The 18,395-nt window shown below is 59.5% G+C and carries 12 protein-coding genes, 4 tRNA genes and 1 pseudogene; 13 read left to right on the top strand and 4 right to left on the bottom strand.

Going from position 1 to position 18,395, the window contains the following annotated elements:
- Positions 1-1,279 precede the first annotated feature (1,279 nt).
- The 4 genes and pseudogenes from ON753_RS08050 to ON753_RS08065 form a co-directional block, all read left to right on the top strand.
- Positions 1,280-2,941, top strand: coding sequence for a ShlB/FhaC/HecB family hemolysin secretion/activation protein (locus ON753_RS08050; RefSeq protein ID WP_265962046.1), 1,662 nt, complete (start codon positions 1,280-1,282; stop codon positions 2,939-2,941).
- 32 nt (positions 2,942-2,973) lie between these two features.
- Complete coding sequence (locus ON753_RS08055) at positions 2,974-9,576, top strand: hemagglutinin repeat-containing protein (RefSeq protein WP_265962047.1); 6,603 nt, start codon at positions 2,974-2,976, stop codon at positions 9,574-9,576.
- Between the two features lie 79 nt (positions 9,577-9,655).
- Positions 9,656-10,219, top strand: coding sequence for a DUF6990 domain-containing protein (locus ON753_RS08060; RefSeq protein WP_265962048.1), 564 nt, complete (start codon positions 9,656-9,658; stop codon positions 10,217-10,219).
- A gap of 336 nt (positions 10,220-10,555) precedes the next feature.
- Positions 10,556-10,963 (top strand): annotated as a pseudogene (locus ON753_RS08065) (IS481 family transposase); the annotation flags it as partial.
- Positions 10,964-11,019: 56 nt separating this feature from the next.
- Here ON753_RS08065 and ON753_RS08070 read toward each other — a convergent pair.
- From ON753_RS08070 to ON753_RS08085, 4 genes are all read right to left on the bottom strand, one after another.
- Positions 11,020-11,095 (bottom strand) — tRNA-Thr (locus ON753_RS08070).
- 158 nt (positions 11,096-11,253) lie between these two features.
- A complete protein-coding gene (locus ON753_RS08075; protein WP_265962049.1) occupies positions 11,254-12,075 on the bottom strand; it encodes a TrmH family RNA methyltransferase in 822 nt (273 codons plus the stop codon).
- 72 nt (positions 12,076-12,147) lie between these two features.
- Entirely contained in the window at positions 12,148-12,645 is a 498-nt protein-coding gene (locus ON753_RS08080; protein ID WP_265962050.1) for a PaaI family thioesterase, read from the bottom strand.
- Positions 12,642-13,175, bottom strand: coding sequence for a MarR family winged helix-turn-helix transcriptional regulator (locus tag ON753_RS08085; RefSeq protein ID WP_265962051.1), 534 nt, complete (start codon positions 13,173-13,175; stop codon positions 12,642-12,644). Before ON753_RS08085 ends, ON753_RS08080 begins: the two co-directional genes overlap by 4 nt.
- 417 nt (positions 13,176-13,592) lie before the next feature.
- Here ON753_RS08085 and ON753_RS08090 point away from each other — a divergent pair.
- From ON753_RS08090 to rplJ, 9 genes are all read left to right on the top strand, one after another.
- Positions 13,593-13,677, top strand: a tRNA-Tyr gene (locus tag ON753_RS08090).
- An 18-nt stretch (positions 13,678-13,695) separates the two neighbouring features.
- Positions 13,696-13,769, top strand: a tRNA-Gly gene (locus ON753_RS08095).
- A gap of 172 nt (positions 13,770-13,941) precedes the next feature.
- Positions 13,942-15,132, top strand: a complete 1,191-nt coding sequence (gene tuf / locus ON753_RS08100) for an elongation factor Tu (RefSeq protein WP_265962052.1) — start codon at positions 13,942-13,944, stop codon at positions 15,130-15,132.
- A 109-nt stretch (positions 15,133-15,241) separates the two neighbouring features.
- Positions 15,242-15,317, top strand: a tRNA-Trp gene (locus ON753_RS08105).
- A gap of 104 nt (positions 15,318-15,421) precedes the next feature.
- Positions 15,422-15,619 carry a preprotein translocase subunit SecE gene (secE, locus tag ON753_RS08110; RefSeq protein ID WP_265962053.1) on the top strand — a complete coding sequence of 66 codons (198 nt, stop codon included), beginning with the start codon at positions 15,422-15,424 and terminating at the stop codon, positions 15,617-15,619.
- Positions 15,620-15,675: 56 nt separating this feature from the next.
- Positions 15,676-16,206 (top strand): transcription termination/antitermination protein NusG, encoded by a 531-nt coding sequence (nusG, locus tag ON753_RS08115; protein ID WP_265962054.1) that lies wholly within the window; start codon positions 15,676-15,678, stop codon positions 16,204-16,206.
- Positions 16,207-16,379: 173 nt separating this feature from the next.
- A complete protein-coding gene (gene rplK, locus ON753_RS08120; RefSeq protein ID WP_265962055.1) occupies positions 16,380-16,808 on the top strand; it encodes a 50S ribosomal protein L11 in 429 nt (142 codons plus the stop codon).
- A gap of 4 nt (positions 16,809-16,812) precedes the next feature.
- The gene (gene rplA / locus ON753_RS08125) at positions 16,813-17,511 is read left to right on the top strand and encodes a 50S ribosomal protein L1 (RefSeq protein ID WP_265962056.1); all 699 of its coding nucleotides are present in this window, start codon (positions 16,813-16,815) and stop codon (positions 17,509-17,511) included.
- Positions 17,512-17,837: 326 nt separating this feature from the next.
- Complete coding sequence (rplJ, locus tag ON753_RS08130; protein WP_265962057.1) at positions 17,838-18,356, top strand: 50S ribosomal protein L10; 519 nt, start codon at positions 17,838-17,840, stop codon at positions 18,354-18,356.
- Positions 18,357-18,395 lie beyond the last annotated feature (39 nt).

Here is an 18,395-nt window from a genome sequence, read left to right on the forward strand (position 1 = left end):
AGCCAGTTTGGTCTGGGCCAAGCGTTGCGGGGGATAGAAAAGAGCGATCGTCACGGCACCCAATCTCCGACCTCCCGAGGTGACTTGCACCAGCCAGAGCAATTACCAAAGAGCCAAAGGGCGCAAAGTTCGCTTCTACTCGCTGAAGATCATACTGTACAACATCATACAAATACAAGGAAAAAACGGTATTGTTGACGATCTGAAGAGCCGGTGAGCCGAAACTTCGGCTGCTGAAAATCAGTTAAGCCACGGCATCTAAATTGAAATTTTCGGTCTGATGGGAGACCCGGGTTATTCGAAAATTATTGATGAGGGGCCATCGAATTAGCCAATCCGGATCGAATCCGCCCAGCGAACGGCACTCGCAGGGCATCTGTAGAAAACGCTTCGAAAGAGAGATTTGACAGCTATCGCCAAAGTACGTGATTGTCGCGTGCTGACTGCCTTCCGCTGACAGCTTTTTGCCCAATTAGAACGGTTGCTTAAGGGAAACAACGGCGCAGGAAAGCCATCCGGCTTACGGCGCTGAGCGGAGATGTCCAAACTTCGAGGCGGACGTCCACCTGGACTTTGAATTTGATCGGCTACGATCTAACTAACGTCTGGATGCCGAGTGTAACGCGCAAGAACGGATGGCACCAATGGCTATTCCGGGATTTGGTGGGATTAGCTGGTAACTCGCGGTTTTTCGACATTCCTCATATTTTTAAATGGAGCTCGGCGCGCAAGTTCGGATGGCGCCAGTGGCTTGGATCGCGGCGGACGCTTTGCCGCCATTTGAAATTACCCTTAGAAATCAATCGCCGGCCCCCATTCGAGGTGTAAAAACTCAAATGCGGTTCGTGCACTGAGTTTACACCTTGCCAAAAATCGCGGATTTCTGAGGAGCGGTGGAAATCAGCAGACTTGGGATCCCGTTATAAGGAGTAAACTCTCGATATCGTTTGGAAACCGGTTCTGAGCAGCCTGGTTCGTTGCGAATAAGTGTCGATTGGCGTGTGGCCGGCGTCGTAAGCCATTGAGCTTCTGCACAGACGATCCTGGTCAGCCCTGTAGGCTGAGCATCGGCAGGTTTCTTCGTCGCTGTTAACGGACAGGAAACGAGAAATACAATTGCGCCTGTGAAAATCAGCAATGGCAGGTTGCAATTGGCGACCAAAAATTGTAATCCGGCCTCCAATTATAAAATGTGCTTTGCCGGTAATTCATGCGCTGTTTCAAAATCTTACCTTGGGTCACTCTACTTCTGTGGCCGCATATTTCCTCGGCCGCTCCAATGCCCGCTCAGGATGCAATTCAGCAGAGCGAAGAGTTGCAGAGACGCCAGCGGGATCTTCTCGACGAGCAGGATCGCCTCCTGAAACAAACCCTGCCGCCGGTTGGCCCAGTGAAGGAAAGCGACCGGGAGCCGACGGCCACGCAACCGGGCGATTCCGGACCGGGGCCTTGCATCGACGTCGGGACAGTGGTTTTCGAAAAGGCGACCGTATTCCCGGACGCCAGGCTGCAAGAACTGGTGCCGGCCGACAAGTGTTTTGCGCTGGAGCAAATATTCGGGCTGGTTCGGGATACGACCAATCTCTATGTCGATGCCGGTTACGTCACCAGCCGCGCCTACCTTCCGGAGCAGGATCTTTCAACCGGAACTTTGCGCATTCAGGTGGTCGAGGGGCGCATCGAACAGGTCCAACTGCGTCAAAACGGGAAACTGCGCAAAACGGGATACGGCGTCCTCCCGTCGTTGAACGGAAAACTTCTGCAAATCCGAAGGATTGAGCAGGGACTGGATCAGATAAATTCCCTGTCATCCAAAGATGCCAAAATCAGTTTCCAACCCGGCTCTACGGCCGGAATGAGCATCGTAGTCGTCGACATTACCTCAGCAAGGCCCTGGCAGGCGACCGTTGGCGTCGACAATTCCGGTGCCGAGAGTACAGGCAAGGCCCAGTTCGAGGGCAGTTTCAGCATTGAAGATCTGTTCGGCCAGTTTGAAACCATCTCCATCTCCCACAAGCACAGCGATCCGAGTCTCGACGAGTCGCAAATCAGCGGGAACACATCGCTCTATATTACCGTGCCGCGCGGCATGTGGACCTGGCGCTGGTCGTCTTCCTACTACAATTATCTCTCGGAAGTTGAGAGCCAGGTACAGTCATTCAAGACGACCGGCACGAACTGGTCCCACAAAGGCGAAATCGAACGCCTGCTGTTCCGGGACCAGGTAAGCAAGACCTACGGGCGCGCCAGCCTGAACTTCAAGGAGGCGGAGAACTATCTGGAAGATGCCCTTCTGGAGACATCCAGCCGCGTCCTGAGCGTGGGCCGGCTTGAGTTCGCCCATACCCGCCGGTTCTTGGGTGGTTCGCTTTCCGCACGGCTCGGTATCGATCAGGGGCTCCCGCTATGGGGGGCGCCTGTAGATAATGGCGATGCGGATTCCAGCGTTCCCAAAGCCCAATTCACCAAGTTCGATGGCGAGCTTGGATTGTCGCGGGGTTGGGCGGCCGGCGGTGGCAGTCTTTTCCTGAGTTCCCGCGTGCGCGGGCAATACACCCCGGTGGCCCTTTTCGGCTCCGAACAACTCGGCATCGGAGGCGCATCGAGCGTGCGCGGCTTCGACACGGACAGCCTGTCGGCGGAAAACGGATTTTACAGCCGCAACGAAGTGTCCTTCGCACCGGACATTTTCTCACAAGAACAGTTGGAGTATCTCGGCCAGCTCAGTCTCTTCGCGGGCCTCGACGCCGGTTGGCAGTTTGAGGGGCCTAGCACTCCCGGCATCAACCGCAACCTGATGGGGGCCGCCATAGGCGCCCGGCTACAGGGAGGCTGGGTCTTCGGTGAAATATCCTATGAACGCCCGCTCCTTGCTCCCGACGATTTCAATGACGAGCCCGTGCTGCGCCTGCGCGCCGGCCTCACGCTCAGCAAATTCTAGCAAAGAAGTTGAAGACGATGCCTGCAACCGGTTTGATCAATAAATTTGTTTCCCTTTCGATTACGCTCGTGACCGCCGGCAGCTTCCTGCTGCAAACGACGTTTGCACCCTATGCGCAGGAGCTGAGCGCGGATCCTACCGCGGGTGCGCAACACACTCCGGGGATCACGGCAGCGCCCAACGGCGTGCCCATGGTCAATATCGCCAGGCCGAACGGATCAGGTCTGTCCCACAACAAGTTCAACGATTTCAATGTCGGGCAGCAGGGTCTCATTCTCAACAATTCCAAGGTGGTCGGCACGTCTCAGTTGGGTGGAGCGATTCTGGGGAACCCGAACCTTGCGTCAGGATCCACCGCCCGGATCATCCTGAACGAAGTCACCAGTGCCAATCCTTCATTGCTGGAAGGCGCGACGGAGGTCTTCGGCGGCACGGCCGACTATGTCCTGGCCAACCCCAACGGCATCACCTGCAACGGCTGCGGCTTCATCAACACGCCCCGGGCGACACTGACGACCGGAACACCGGTTCTCGATCCCACCAGCGGCGCCCTGACCGGCCTGTCCGTCAACGATGGCGCCATCTCCATTGGCGCCCTTGGGCTCGACGCACGGTCCACTGACTATTTCGATGTGATCAGCCGCAGCGTTGCGATCAACGGCGCCATTCACGGCAAGGACGTCAGAGTAATCACCGGGCGGAACGACATTGATTATGCCAATCGGGTCGTGAAGTCCGTCAAAGCGGATGATGGCAGCGACAAGCCGGAATTCAGCATCGACTCCTCCGCGCTCGGCGGCATGTACGCCAACCGGATCTCGCTGGAAGGGACAGAAGCCGGCGTTGGCGTGCGCACCCCTGAAAACATGGCGGCAGGTGCCGGCGGAATGGTGCTGACCGCCGACGGCAAACTCGTCATGCGGAAAGCCTCGTCCCAGGGCGCGATCAAGGCCCGCTCGAATTCCGCGGGCGTCGAAGTAACCGAGAACCTCCACGCTGCAACCGACCTCGGCCTGACCAGCAATGCCAGCACGACCTTCCTGAACCACGTGATCGCAGGCGCGCGCGGCAATGTGGACATCGAGGCGGGAGCCGATGCCGAACTGGCTGCGGCGCTGATCGGTGCGGGCATGAATACGGACGGAAGCTTTGCCGTAGGCGAGGGCACGCTGACTGTGACGGCCGACGACACCATCGCCGTCGCTTCCGGAACAACGGTGAATGCGGGCCAGTCGGTCTCAATGAGCGCGTCGAACCTGCTGGATGTCGAAGGCACCGTGAACGCCTATGAGACGCTTTCCCTCAATTCTGATCATTCCCTGAAAACCGCAGAGGGCGGCAAGGTCTCGACGCAGACCGGCAATGCAACGATCGCTGCCGCGGACGGACTGAACCAGGGCGAATTCCGCGCGGGACAGGACACGATACTCAGCTTCATCGACCTTCTGAACGAAGGATCAATCGGCGCGGGCCGAGACACGCTCCTGTCGGTGACCGGGAGCTTCACCAACGAAGGCTCGATCAGCGCTAACAGGAACACCCTCGTCAGCCTGGCGGGGGACGGGACGAACGACGGCATAATTGGTGCGAAGCAAGACGTTACGCTGTCATTCGCAAGCGATTTCACCAATTCGGACACAATACTGGCCGGGCGGAACCTTTTGTTCCAGGGTGCAACAGCCGAGAGCCGAGCCGGAACAATCATCAACGACAAAGGCCATATTGAGGCAATCGACGGTAACCTTTCCATCTTCGCGACCGCCTTCGTCAACCAGGGGACGGAACCCACGGTCACGACGACGACCACCAGAACCCGGACCATCACGCCCTGCAACTGGAACGGCGGTAGCATCTGCGACCAGCACGAAACGGTTACCACGGTCGTCACCGAAACGCTCGACCAGAACGGTGAAAGCGCCAAGCTGCTATCGGGCGGCAATCTGATCATCGATGCTAACACGATCGAGAACCGGTACTCGGAAGTCGCTGCTAACGGCGACGTCACGCTGACGGGTAACACCCTTGTCAACCAGGGCCGGGAAATCGTTGAAACGACCACCATTGCCAAGAAGGAGTGGCGCTACAAGAAAAAGAACGGTCGGAAAACCTTCAGGCATGTCCGGGACCGGGGCACGACGATCACCTCTGTTACGCTTGACTCGATTCCAGCCACCATTTCCGCCAACGGCAACGTACAGGGAACGTTTACCGACCGAATCGACAATGAGAGCATTCGCGAAAATGGCGGACAAGTCGGCTTGTCTTCCGGCGACGCCGTGCCTTCGACCGATGACCATGCACCGGTTTTCCAGCCCCCTTCGTCTTCTCTGACGATCGTCAATCCGGCCCCGGAAGCCAAATTCCTTTTTGAGACCCGGGCGGAATTCGTTGATCTCAGCCGCTTTTATAATTCTGATCTGTTCCTGGCGCAGCTTCCAGGTTTTGCGCCGGAAATCACGCAGAAGCGTCTCGGCGATGCCTATATCGAAAACAGCTATATCCGCGACCAACTGTTGAAGAAAGCGGGTCGGCGCACACTCGCAGGCACCTCGACTGACTACGACAGCGTGAAACAGCTTTACGAGAATGCAGTTACCGCTCAGCAGGACCTGGAACTGGTTCCGGGTGTTGCCCTTTCTGCTGACCAGATTGCCGCTCTGACCACCGACATTGTCTGGCTGGAGGAAATCACGGTCAATGGCCAGAAGGTTCTCGCGCCGCGCCTCTATCTGGCTCCCGGCAACCGTTCCACAATCCAGCTTGCCGGGTCTCGGATTACGGGCGGTTCCATCAAGCTGCAATCCAATGAGATCAACAACGAAGGCGCGCTGACGGCGGTCGCTTCGCTCGAGGTCGAAGCAGAAACCAACCTGACCAACCGGGGAGGATCGATTACCGCAACGGATGTCACGCTGAGCGCCGATGAGACCGTGGCAAACCTCTCGGGCACCATTAGCGGTGAAACGGTTGACATCTCGGCTGCAAACATCCGGAACGAAACGCTGGTCCGCTCGGGAGACTATGTGGGCGGCACCACGCAATCCAATCAACAGCGCGCCAGCATCGCGGCATCCGGTTCTCTCGCGCTGAACGCGGAGGAAGATATTGTCAGCGTCGGCGGGAATATCGCCTCCGACGGGGACGCGTCCCTTCAGGCCGGAGGTGACGTCCGCCTGGAAACGTTGAAGACGGAAACCGCCTTCAACATGGATATCGACGGCAGCACCAACAGAATGAATGAGACGAAACACCAGTCGTCGAACCTTTCTGTTGGCGGAAACCTCGTCATCGACGCGGGCAGGGACCTCACGATCAGCGGATCGAATGTTTCCGCGGGCGGCGCGGTCGACCTGAATGCCGGCCGCGATGTCACCATAGAGTCTGTCCAGAACCGCAAGCGCGAGGAAGTCAAACACCAATCCTCCGGAGACCTGCGACACCAGATCTGGGACAACTCCTCAGTGATCGATTCCAACTTGGACGTCGGAGGGAACCTGACCATTACCGCCGGAGGTGGCGTCGGTGTGAAGGCCAGCAACGTGATCGCGGGAGACGATCTCACGGTCACGGCCGGGGAGGGGTTGCAGGTGAGGGGCGACACCGCTCAGCACTATAATTTCTACGATTCCCGCTCCAGCGGCTTCATGCGCAAGTCTTCTACTCTTACGGAGGAAGCCTCGACCAGCCATACCGCGTCACTGCTCATGTCCGGCGGCGACCTGACATTGAAGTCGGGCGCGGACCTGAGTGTGAAAGGTTCGACCGTCGTCGGCGGCAACGACGCAACGCTTGAAGGGCAAAACGTCACTCTGGAAGCGGATCAGACCTCCTCTTCCTTCAGTCATGAGCAGAAGAAGTCCGGCTTCTTTGCCGAGAGCACGCCAGGCGGCCTCGGCTTTGCCGCCGGCTACCGGAAAACCGAAGACGGCTATCAGGGCAGCAGCACGACGAACGTCACCTCGGCCGTGAGTGCCGGCAACGACCTGACGATCAGGGCAGGCGAAGATATCACATCCGAAGCGGCGATCCTGTCGGCCGGAAACAACATCACTCTCGAAGCCGGCGGAGATGTTGCTCTTGAAAGTGTCGCGGATCTTGCCGCCAGCAGCGAGAAGCACAAGCTCGACCAGATCGCCGTCACCGTGTCGGCCTTCGAGAATATTTCCGCGCCAGTAAAAACCTTGATCGATACGCCGAGGGCAGTCACGTCCGGGACCGGCAGTGGATTGAACAAGGCCATCAGCGCAGGTTCCGGGGCTCTTCGCGCGGTCGATGCCATCAACAGCCTCGACGCCATGCGCACCGGCGGCACGATTGCAGGTGTGAAGATCGGCGTCGGTGTCACCAGCGAACGAAGCGAGGCTTCGCAATCCAGCAGCCAGGCCGTCGGTTCGTCCGTTTCGGCCGGCAATGACCTGACCATTGATGCGGGCCGCGATATCACGGCGGAAGGCGCTCGGATCGACGCCGGTAATGACATCACTCTGGAAGCCGGGCGCGACATCACTCTGGAGTCGGCCCAAAACACGCTTGAAGCCAAGGGCAGCAACTCCTCGTTCTCTGCCGGGATTGGCGTGACGCTTGGCGTCGGTGGGGCGAAAGACGGGTTGGCACCCAGCCTCAGTGTCGGCCTGGACGTCTCCGGCCAGAAGGGCAGCTACGCCCTTTCCGAAACCAACCAGTTCAATACCACCGTCACCGCCGGGGGTAATCTGGACATCGATGCCGGCCGCGACCTGACGCTTTCCGGCGCACGGGCGGAGGCGGAGACCGCCGATGTCAACGTCGGCCGGAACCTGACCGTGGAAAGCCGGCTGGACACGGCTGAAGGCTCCAACAAAAGTGCCGGCTTCAATGCGGGCGTATCCGTCGGGTTCAGCACGAACGGTCCACCGACAGTGTCTGCATTCGGTGGGGTCAACGGCTCGAAAGGATCGCAAAGCAAAGCGTGGGTAAACGAAGCCTCCGGCATCGTCACCGAGGGCGCACTCGATGTCGATGTGGGCGAGAAGACGTCTGTCACCGGCGGCGTGATCGCGTCACGCTCCGGTGAACTGACCCTCGACACGGATACACTCGAAACCCGCGACATCGCCCTTCACGACCGCTCCACCCAGGTTTCCGGTGGCGTGAATGTCTCCCTCGGCACCTCCCTTGGCCAAGGCTCTCAGAGCGGTGCGATCAATCCCGGCAACACGAACCAGGACGGCGGCTTCACCCCGGGCGTCTCCATCGAGGGCGCCTATTCCAATTCCGAAAAAGAAGGCATCGCCCGAGCCACCACCGGCGAGGGAAACATCACGGTGCATGATGGCGACGGCGACGGCGTCAAGGCCGCGGACCTCGAAGCACAGGCGGACGAAGCGGAGGCCGCCGGCGACCTGGAAACCGCCGAAGCCCTGCGGGCCGAGGCGGATGCGGAGGCTGCTGAGGACAATTCTGCCACGGAAACCCAACTTGCCAACGTCAACCGGGACCCGGATGCGGTGATCGAGGTGACGTCGGAGAAAGAGGAGGGGTTTGAGTTCTATGTGAGCGATACCAGCGTCAGAAAGGCGGTCGAAGCGATCGAGGTTGCGGGGAAAACGCTGAACGACATCGCAGATGCTGTTGTTGATGCGCTGGCGGCAGAAGAGAGGCTGCCACCGGAAGACGCCGAAAAACTCAAAGAGGTTGTGCGGGAGGCCCAAAATGATCCTGAAGTGAAAGAGCAACTGGCAAGTTGCGGACAGAAGCAGGGCTGGAGCCTGTTCGATTGGATCATTTCGCCCGCCCACGCACAGCCGATCTGCACGATTAGTTTGGCCAACGGCCAAACCATCTCCCTCACACCGGATCAGGCGGATGCCAGCCTCGATATTGCAAACTGGATCGGCAGCAACGTCGCGGCAAAAGCGCTAACGAGAGCCCTTGGGCCGATTGGAGCGTTGCTCGGGTCCACCGGACCTGCCGGAGATGTCGCCGAATACATACACACCGACAGCGATGGCACCCGCTACGACATCAAGATCGATGGTCCGGCGGGAACGGTTGCCGTATCCATTGAGGGCAATCAAACAGCTACATCACTGGAGTTCACCTTAGATCACGAAACCGGAAACTATGTCTTGACCGGTGGAGCGATGAACGGCCAGTCCCTCAGTCAGGACGCCCTGAAGCGTACTTGGCAGATACTGGCCAGCCGGGGGATCGGTGACAATGGTGGTCCACGTGTGACCGATGAGGATCTGGGGCGCAATAACGATTATGACAATAACAACGGCGGTGGTGGACCGAGACTCGTCGGACCAATAGGCTGGGATAGTGGCGATAGGTCAAACGAGGCTCCAAATACGGGGCCGCGCCTGACAGTCCGAGATCACTATGACCATCACAATGAGATGCGCACCGATGTAATCAACCAGTTGGAGGGGCAAGGCTATACGGTTTCACGGCGCGAGGCATCGTTTGGTAGTTCCTGCGGCTCAGGTCGCTGTCGGCCCGATATCATCTACGAAGCGCCGGATGGGACAAAGGGAATCATCGAGATTAAAACCGGCAATGCAGATCTGACGATCAGGCAGAGTGAGATCTATCCGCAGATCAAGGATGGGAACGCGATTCCGAGGGGGAGGTGGCAGCTCGGTTCGGATTGAAACCGGACGTGCCACTGAAAGAGCAAGGTTACCCAAACGGCATTCCAATCGAAATCAGAACGCTTCCGGGGGCAGGCCAATGAAGACTAAAGAGGTTACGCAATTATTGAAGACCTTGGGCTGGCACACCTATACGGACGAGGTGGGGGATAAGTTTTCACTATTCCACCTGCCAGACCGGGTGGTTGATCTTGGCTACGGAATACGAAAGTATGGCAGGGAGCAGCAGCTTGAAGCTGATGTTACAGCGTCTACGGAGGCTTTTTCATGTGGCTGCAAAGCTATAGATCCTGGACATCGGCGATACGCGCCGCTCGTGCGACGTAGACGAGGACTGTGCTATCAGGTTCCGGCCATAACAGAAGAGCACGTCCGGCGGGCATCGGATGAGTCGATAGCGTGGGCGCAGGCGCAGGATTTGGACAAGGCGTTGCGTGACCATGCGGCGTTGCCGACGAATGCACCCGGCGCTCGGCCCATCTGGCATCTCGCAGCTTTGGCGCTGCTTGGCGATGTGGCTAAACTGAAGTTTTATCAGGCCAGTTTCGAAGCCGGAGATCGGCTTGGCTTCGTGAACTATGTCACCAAGGACTACATCGACCGGACTGTGTCTTTCGCCGAGAGGTTGGCTGCGAGGGGCTGATCTGAGTTATTCTCTCACATCTTTCTCTGGTATCTGATGTTCTGGCATTAAGATGGCCGGAAGGGACGTCCATTTGCGTCCTGAACAATGGATTGCGCGTGCTTGCTTGCACCGGATGGGGCCATCATCGTCTCGGTTTTGCTGAGTGGCGTCGGTGACATTCGCAGTATCGAGGTTCTGCTTTGAGAAGGAGACGGAGCCTGCGTCTGCAAGGATCGCCGTCAGGGCCAGTTGTGCTGGCGGATGGTTCAACAATATCGGTCGGCATTCAAGCTTATGACGAATGCAAGAGCGCTATTTTTGCTTATCTGAACAACCTTGGTCGCGAAGAGCGCACTGACCCTGAAGAAGGAAGCTACCCGCCCGCCGGCCATGAACAGCCTTCAACAGCAAGGCAGATTCGATGCTTTCCTCAAGGAATTCAATGCGGAACGGCCTCACGAAGGATTGGCGATGACGACGCCGGCCGAGATCTACACGGCCTCACCAAGACAGTACCAGGGCCTGCCGGAGCTGGATTATCCGTTCCACGACAGGGATGTCCTGGTCGCCGCATGCGGCCGGATCTGCATGTATCGAAAGAAGATCAACATCTCTACCGTACTAGCCGGTCAGCGCCTCGGTATAACCGAAGTGGACGACGGCATTTGGCTGATCAGCTTCATGAGCTATGATCTGGGATACATCGACCTGGAGCAGAGAACGCTACAGACAATCGACAACCCGTTCGGCACGAGGTTGTAACCCATGTCTCCGGTACAAACTGTTACCTATGTCTTCGGGCTGGACATTGGAAAATATGGTGCCGGCAGCAGGATTCGAACCCGCGACCCCGAGATTACAAATCACGTGCTCTACCAGCTGAGCTATACCGGCGCAGGAAATGGCTTCTATCAGATTGGGCGCGCTTGTCCATGCTTCAAGGGAAAAATTTCAAATCCGGCTGCTATTAATTTTGCAAGTCCTTACAGCACTTGCCGAAATTGCCTGGTCGCTGTGGATAATCCTGCCGTGCGGGCCACACCGGTTGCGTATCAAAGGCCCATCTTCATGCGGGCGACATAAAGGGACAGCACCGCCGCGTTGGAGACATTGAGAGAGCGGAGCTTGCCTGGCATGTCGAGCCGGGCGAGCTGGCCGCAGGCCTCGCGCACGCCCTGGCGTACGCCCTTGCCCTCCGAGCCGAGCACCAGAACGGTCTTGTCGGTAAAGACGGTGTCTTCCAGGCGGGCCGGGCCGTCACTGTCGAGCGCGATACAGCCGAAGCCTTCTTCCCCCATTTCGGTGATGAAGCGGGCCATGTTCTTCACCCGGACATGTTTGATCATGTCGAGGGCGCCGGAGGCGGATTTGGCGAGCACGGAGCCTTCTTCCGGCGCATGGCGTTCGGTGGTGACCACCGCGTCGGCTTCCAGCGCAACGGCGGAGCGCAGGATGGCGCCGACATTGTGCGGGTCGGTCACCTGGTCGAGGGCCAGCACGAGCCGGGCGCCCGTCAATTGTTCCACGCCGTAGGCGGGCAGGGGATCGGCCTCCAGAATCATGCCCTGGTGGACGGCGTCCTTCGTGACCATGCGGTCGAGCGCCCTCGGCATCGCCATCTCGACCGGCACATCGATCACAACACCGCGCTCCTCCAGTCGGCGCAGCGCGTTGTCGGTGGCAAAGAGCTTCAGCCGCTTGCGGTCCTTGTTGGCAAAGGCCGCTTCCACGGTGTGCAGACCATAAAGAAGGACCGGGCCTTCCGGCGGCAGGCCGGGTCGGCGCGGCGCAGGCTTGCCGCCGCCCTTCTTGTGAAAGCCTGAACCGTGCCCGGCGCGGGGTTTGAAGCGCCCCGATTTCGTGTTTTCCGTCATGGCGCAGCTCTAGCCGGAAATGGATGGAAGGGGAAGAGGGCAGGCCGGTGCGTGCCTGTTGAAAGTGTCCGCTCAGGAGGTGCGCAGAATCATGCAGCTCACCGTGCCGTGGGCGATCAGCTTGCCGCGCGCGTCCCTGAGGTCGCCTTCGGACGTCGCAAGGCGGGAACCACGGTGGACCAGCCGGCCCTCGCAGGTGACTTCGCCGCTATCGGTCTTGAGCGGGCGGACCATGTTCACCGTGAGGGAGGTGGTCGTGTAGAATTCACCGGGCTTGAGAGCCGTGTGAACGGCGCAGCTCAGGGCTGTGTCGATCAGGGTCGAGATCCAGCCGCCGTGCACGGTGCCTTGCGGGTTGAGAAACTCCCTGGCTGGCATGCCGGTGAAGACGGACCGGCCTTCGGAGAATTCCTTCATTCTTATGTTCAGGTGCATCATGATCGGCGGGGCGGGCAGTTCGCCGGCCATCATCCTTGCAAAGATGTCCATGCCCGACAGACTGGCGACCGCAGCCATCGGCAGGGGACCGGGCGCCGGGCCGTCTTCTTTATATACGTGGGTGTCAGTCATGACTGCTGTCCTGTCGGGGAGGAGGGAGAGGCGGTTGGCGTTTTTGCGGCAGCTTCGGGCTGCGGCGAACCACTGTGTTCAAGGATATGGACGGCCTTTCGCAGTGCCGACATCTGGCTCCGGGAGGATTCGGCCGCGTCCGGGCCCAGCAGGTCGCAGAGCTCGGCCTGGGCCCGCTGCCAGGTCCTGTGGATCTCGATCACCTTTCTTTCGCCGGCAGGCGTCAGCACTGGCAGAACTGTCCGTCCGGCGGTTCTTTGCCGGGCGATGAGGCCGGCGGTCTCCAGCGGCTCCAGGTTTCGCGCCAGCGTCGAGCGGTCGATGCCGAGGAAGCGGGCGATCTGCGAGGCTGAAGTCGCGGACCCTTCCGCGATCGCGGCCAGCAGCTGGCACTGGGTGAGCTCCAGTCCGAGCGGGGCCATGTGCCGGTTGTAATGCCGGGTGAGCAGGTTTGCCGTTCGCCGGGCGGCATGGCCCAGGCAGGTGCGGCCCATGTGGACGAAGTCGATATCGTTGAATGCTGAAGTCATTTGTTGTAGATACAACAACGATGTCGAACGCGCAAGCGGCGGTTTGACCCGGACGCGAAAGGCGGCACGGGAAAGGGCGGAGTTGCGTCGAATTCGGTGCCGGCGCCATGCCGGCGCTGCTGGCGAGATTGTCCACAGGTCAGGGCTGCTGGAGCGCAGCCACATGGCAAAATCGCGGGAAATCCGGGGGCTTCTTTTTGAGCCATGCGCTTTCAGGGCGCCGCCGGCACAGGCGATCTGAAGCGTTCGAAGTGGCCGTTTCGGACGTCTCACTGATTTTGTTCATTTCTTTGCAAAATCAGCGTTGACAGGGCAGGTCCGCATCTGCATAACACGCGCCACGGGATTGCTCGCCCCTTCCGGGCGGGCTCTTCGGTTAAGCCATCCTGATCGCTTCGGCGTGAAGCAGGACGAGATGGAGGAGTGCCCGAGTGGCTAAAGGGGACGGACTGTAAATCCGTTGGCTATGCCTACGTTGGTTCGAATCCAACCTCCTCCACCATCCTGGTTCTCTCGTTGTGCGGGTGTAGCTCAATGGTAGAGCAGCAGCCTTCCAAGCTGACGACGAGGGTTCGATTCCCTTCACCCGCTCCATCATGGGTGCCTGATCGGAGTGTCCGGAACGGAAGGCTCTTTCGCCCGGAAATCCTGACAAGAAGTTCTACGGGAAGCATTTCGTCGCTCGAGGATCTGTCCAAGGCGCCGGGGCGCGTCCCGCTCGAGCCCTGTATCGACCGAACAGAGTATTGGACAGAGAGCGACGCCGATGGCGAAGGAAAAATTTGAGCGCACGAAGCCGCACGTTAACATTGGCACGATTGGCCACGTTGACCATGGCAAGACGACGCTGACTGCAGCAATCACCATGACACTTGCCGAAACCGGCGGTGCGACGGCGAGAGCTTACGACGAGATCGACGGTGCGCCTGAAGAAAAGGCCCGCGGCATCACCATCTCCACGGCACACGTTGAGTATGAGACGGAAAACCGTCACTACGCTCACGTCGACTGCCCTGGCCACGCCGACTATGTGAAGAACATGATCACCGGCGCGGCGCAGATGGACGGCGGCATCCTGGTGGTTTCGGCGGCTGACGGCCCGATGCCGCAGACCCGCGAGCACATCCTCCTGGCGCGCCAGGTCGGCGTTCCGGCGCTGGTGGTGTTCATGAACAAGGTCGACCAGGTCGACGACGAAGAGCTGCTCGAGCTCGTCGAAATGGAAGTCCGCGAACTTCTGTCCTCCTACGAGTTCCCGGGCGACGACATTCCGATCGTCAAGGGTTCGGCCCTGGCGGCCGTGGAAAATCGCGATCCGGCCATCGGCCGCGATGCGATCCGTGAGCTGATGGCTCAGGTCGATGCGTATATCCCGACCCCGGAGCGTCCGAAGGACATGCCGTTCCTGATGCCGATCGAAGACGTGTTCTCGATCTCCGGCCGCGGCACGGTTGTGACCGGGCGTGTGGAGCGTGGCATCGTCAAGGTGGGCGAGGAAGTCGAGATCGTCGGCATCAAGGACACCCGCAAGACGACGGTTACCGGCGTTGAAATGTTCCGCAAGCTGCTGGACAGCGGCGAAGCGGGCGACAACATCGGTGCGCTGATCCGCGGTATCGGCCGTGACGACGTTGAGCGCGGCCAGGTTCTTTGCAAGCCGGGTTCGGTTACCCCGCACACGAAGTTCAAGGCCGAGGCCTACATCCTGACGAAGGAAGAAGGCGGCCGTCATACCCCGTTCTTCACCAACTACCGGCCGCAGTTCTACTTCCGCACGACGGACGTGACCGGTGTGGTGACGCTGCCGGAAGGCACGGAAATGGTGATGCCGGGCGACAACGTCTCGGTTGACGTCGAACTGATCGTGCCGATCGCCATGGAAGAAGGCCTGCGCTTCGCTATCCGCGAAGGCGGCCGCACCGTCGGCGCCGGCGTCGTCGCATCCATCATCGAATAAGATGAAACAGGAGTGCCGGGACTTGTTCCCGGCACTCCTGCCTCTTAAGTGTTGCGGTAAGCCGGCTCAAGAGGTATCAGGAGCGGGGTCGCGAGAGCGATCATCTTGAAGGGGTATAGCTCAGCTGGTAGAGCGACGGTCTCCAAAACCGTAGGTCGCGGGTTCGAACCCTGCTGCCCCTGCCAATTTGCTCTTGATTAATCCGCCTCGAGGGCTTAAAGAGTTTCCTCGAGTGAGGCGCGCGGAGTCTTTTCGCGCGCCCACTCGTATTTCACAGACCGGAATCGGAATGGCGAAGACCAATCCCTTTAAATTCATCCAGGAAGTGCGCTCCGAGACGTCCAAGGTGACGTGGCCGACGCGCCGCGAGACGGCTGTGACCACCGTGATGGTGTTCGTCATGGTGTTGATCGCCTCGATCTTTTTCCTTCTGGCAGATCAGCTGATGAGCCTGGGGATCGGATATCTCCTGGGCATCGGCGGCTAATTTCAAGTCCACCTGTTGGGTCTGCAGACAAAGAACAAGAAACGGAACTGAGAACTATGGCCAAGCGCTGGTACATTGTGCACGCCTATTCCAATTTCGAGAAGAAGGTCGCCGAGTCCATCCGCGAAAAGGCCGAGCAGAAAGGTTTATCCGATCTGTTTGAGGAAATTCTCGTTCCGATGGAAAAGGTCGTCGAAGTGCGCCGCGGCCGCAAGGTTGACGCTGAGCGCAAGTTCTTCCCGGGCTATGTCCTGGTGAAGATGGAGATGACCAACGAGGCGTTTCACCTGATCAGGGACACGCCGAAGGTAACCGGCTTCCTGGGCGCGGATCAGAAGCCGATGCCGATTCCGGAAGCGGAGGCCATGCGTATCCTGAACCAGGTTCAGGAAGGCGTGGACCGGCCGAAACCTTCGGTCACCTTCGAGGTCGGCGAGCAGGTGCGCGTGTCCGACGGGCCGTTCGCGTCCTTCTCCGGCCTGGTCGAGGAAGTTGACGACGAGCGTGCGCGCCTCAAGGTGGCGGTGTCCATCTTCGGACGTGCGACGCCGGTTGAACTGGAATTCGGTCAGGTCGACAAACTCTGACCGTTTGCCGCCCGGCGGGGCGGCGTGAGTGCCTGGTGGAAAGCCTCGTCGCTTTTGCCGGGATGAAGTGGGTGGAAGGTCCGGATGCTCATCGCCGGGCGCCTGACAGGGACCGCACCACCAACTCCCATGCAGCTGGATTGCCGTTCAGCTGTGAATGACTGGAGAAAGACATGGCGAAAAAAATCGTTGGCTTCCTGAAGCTTCAGGTGCCTGCAGGTTCCGCTACACCGTCGCCGCCCATCGGGCCGGCGCTCGGTCAGCGTGGTCTGAACATCATGGAATTCTGCAAGGCGTTCAACGCCCAGACCCAGGATGTTGAAAAGGGTGCTCCGTGCCCGACCGTGATTACATACTACTCCGACAAGTCCTTCACTTTCGAAGTGAAAACGGCTCCCGTCAGCTTCTTCCTGAAGAAAGCTGCGAAGGTGCAGAAGGGCGCTCCGACCCCGGGCCGCGGCACGGTCGGTTCCGTGTCCAGGGCGCAGGTGAAGGAAATCGCCGAAGCCAAGATGAAGGACCTGAACGCCACCAACGTCGAAGCTGCGATGCTGATGGTCGAAGGCTCCGCCCGTTCCATGGGCCTCGAGGTAACGGAGTAAGATCATGGCAAAGGTTGGAAAACGTATCCGCGCAGCGCGCGAAGGTATCGATCGCAACAAGGTGTATCCGCTGACCGAGGCGATCAGCCTGGTAAAAGAGCGTGCCAAGACCAAGTTCGACGAAACCGTTGAAATTGCGATCAATCTCGGCGTTGACCCGCGCCATGCGGACCAGATGGTCCGTGGCGTCTGCGTTCTGCCGAACGGCACCGGCAAGTCGGTCCGTGTTGCGGTGTTCGCCCGTGGCGACAAGGCCGAGGAAGCAAAGGCAGCCGGCGCCGATATCGTCGGTGCGGAAGAGCTCGTCGAGGAAGTGCAGAGCGGCAAGATCGACTTCGATCGCTGCATTGCAACGCCGGACATGATGCCGCTGGTCGGCCGTCTCGGCAAGGTGCTCGGCCCGCGCGGCCTGATGCCGAACCCGAAGGTCGGCACCGTGACCCCGGACGTCAAGTCCGCTGTTCGCGATGCCAAGGGCGGTGCTGTGCAGTTCCGCGTCGAAAAGGCCGGGATCGTCCATGCCGGCGTCGGCAAGGTGTCCTTTACTGAAGAGGCCATCACTCAGAACGTCAAGGCTCTGATCGATGCCATTCAGAAGGCCAAGCCTGCCGGTGCGAAGGGCTCCTACCTGAGGCGCATTGCCGTGTCCTCGACGATGGGCCCGGGCGTGAAGGTCGATCTGGCCACCGTGGCCGGCGAATAATCCGGGTTCTCCGGATTGATACAGAGATTTCGGCCGAAAGGCTGAAAAGACCCGGCGGTTCGCTGCCGGGTTGCCCTGTCCGAGACTGCAGGTGCCGGGTAACCGGTTTAAGCCCCTGAGGGCCTGCATAGATGGGTGAGAACCGAATTTCTCCGCTCCGTGAGCGGAACACCAGGTTCGAACCAGACCTTGCCGCGCGCTTCCGGCGCACAGGCAAGGGGACAGGACCCTGAGCGTCGTCCGACAGGACGGTTCCGGGTTCGGAGCCATCCGTCAGGCGGCAAAGGTAAACCGGCGGCGGCAACGCCGTCAAATGGAGAAGGCAAGTGGAAAGAGCGGAAAAGCACGAGTTCGTGACGTCTTTCAACGCCGAGCTGGGTAATGCCGGTGTTGTCGTTGTCGCGCACTATGCAGGTCTTTCGGTTGCTCAGATGACCGCATTGCGGGCATCCGTGCGCGAAGCCGGCGGCACTGTGAAAGTCGCAAAAAACCGCCTTGTGAAACTCGCCCTTCAAGGCACCGACCTTGAGCACATCTCCGACCTGTTTCAGGGCCCGACCGTCATCGTCTACTCCGACGATCCGGTAGCCGCTCCGAAAGCAGCCGTCGATTTCGCCAAGGCAAACGAGAAGTTTGCAATCCTTGGCGGTGCTCTGGGCACGACCAACCTCAATCCGGAAGGGGTCAAATCTCTGGCAACCATGCCGTCGCTCGATGAGCTGCGCGCGAGACTGGTTGGCATGATTCAGACCCCGGCGACCCGGATTGCTCAGGTTGTCAACGCACCGGCCGGGCAGCTTGCCCGCGTCTTCGGCGCGTACGCCAAGAAGGATGAGGCCGCATAGGCTCCCAAACACACTGTCTGACGCAACCAGAATTGGTTC

This window comes from Roseibium salinum, assembly GCF_026240905.1.
GTDB classification, from domain to species: Bacteria; Pseudomonadota; Alphaproteobacteria; order Rhizobiales; family Stappiaceae; genus Roseibium; species Roseibium salinum.